Consider the following 1,258-nt stretch of genomic DNA (forward strand, 5'->3'; position numbering starts at 1 on the left):
GTCGTGGACGTCGCTGCCGGTCGGCGTCGTCTCGCTGGCCGAGCGTTTTGGCGGCCGCACGGTGACGCGCGATATCTTTGGCGCCATGGTCGAGGATGTCGCAATGCGGCTGCGTGCCTTCGACGGGCGCGACCGGCTGAGCCACCTCCTGTCCAGCCCGAAATTCCATTTGCTCGGCACGTCGGGCACGGTGACGACGCTGGCCGGCGTCCACCTCGATCTCGAACGCTACGACCGCCGCCGCGTCGACGGGCTGTGGATGGATCGCGACAGCGTCGACCGCATGGTCGAAAAGCTGGTCGGCTGGGATTTCCAGCAGCGCGTCGCCAACCCTTGCATCGGCGCCGACCGCGCCGACCTGGTTCTGGCCGGCTGCGCCATATTGGAGGCGATCCGTGCCGTCTGGCCGTCGGAGCGGCTGCGTGTCGCCGACCGTGGCCTGCGCGAGGGCATATTGAGCGAATTGATGGCCGATGACGGTGTCTGGCGGCGAGGCCGGCAATGACCAAGAAACCGGAAAGACCGAGCTCCGCCGGCATTCGCGTGCTGAAGACGAAGATCAAGAAGAAAAGCGGGCTGAAGGAATCGTCGCGCCGCTGGCTGCAGCGCCACATCAACGATCCCTATGTCCAGCGCTCGAAGGCCGACGGCTATCGCTCGCGCGCGGCCTACAAGTTGATCGAGATCGACGACAAGCACCATTTGCTCAAGCCCGGCATGAAGGTGATCGACCTTGGTGCGGCACCCGGCGGCTGGTGCCAGGTCGCCGCCGCACGTACGAAATCTACCGCGGAACACCCGAACGTCGTCGGCATCGACTATCTCGAGATGGACGCCGTGCCGGGCGCGCCGGTACTGCTGATGGATTTCCTCGATCCGCAGGCGCCGCAGAAGCTGGCCGAGACGCTGGGCGGCCAGCCCGACATCGTGCTTTCCGACATGGCCGCACCCACCACCGGCCACAAGCGGACCGACCACATCCGCACCATGCATTTGTGCGAGGTGGCGGCCGATTTCGCGCTGTCGGTACTGAAGCCGGGGGGACATTTCCTCGCCAAGACGTTTCAGGGCGGCGCCGAGAACGAATTGCTGGCCAGGCTGAAGCGGAATTTCCGCTCGGTCCATCACGTCAAGCCGCCGGCCTCGCGCGACGAATCGGTGGAGCTCTATTTGTTGGCGAAGGATTTTAAGGGGTAGCGTCTTGTCCTTCTCCCCTTGTGGGAGAAGGTGGCCGAGCGAAGCTCGGTCGGATGAGGGG

General features: G+C 65.1%; 1 protein-coding gene and 1 pseudogene. Both read left to right on the forward strand.

Features of this window, described 5'->3' with window-relative positions; translation table 11 throughout:
- Nucleotides 1-505: pseudogene (locus E5W70_RS07800) on the forward strand (Ppx/GppA family phosphatase); the annotation flags it as partial.
- Nucleotides 502-1,197 carry an RlmE family RNA methyltransferase gene (locus tag E5W70_RS07805; protein WP_292656112.1) on the forward strand — a complete coding sequence of 232 codons (696 nt, stop codon included), beginning with the start codon at nt 502-504 and terminating at the stop codon, nt 1,195-1,197. The pseudogene E5W70_RS07800 and the gene E5W70_RS07805, both read left to right, overlap by 4 nt.
- Nucleotides 1,198-1,258 lie beyond the last annotated feature (61 nt).

This window comes from Mesorhizobium sp., from assembly GCF_005063415.1.
Lineage (GTDB): Bacteria > Pseudomonadota > Alphaproteobacteria > Rhizobiales > Rhizobiaceae > Mesorhizobium.

Excerpts from the sequence above, each read along its gene's own strand:
- E5W70_RS07805 (WP_292656112.1), top strand. The coding sequence starts at position 502 with ATGACCAAGAAACCGGAAAGACCGAGCTCCGCCGGCATTCGCGTGCTG.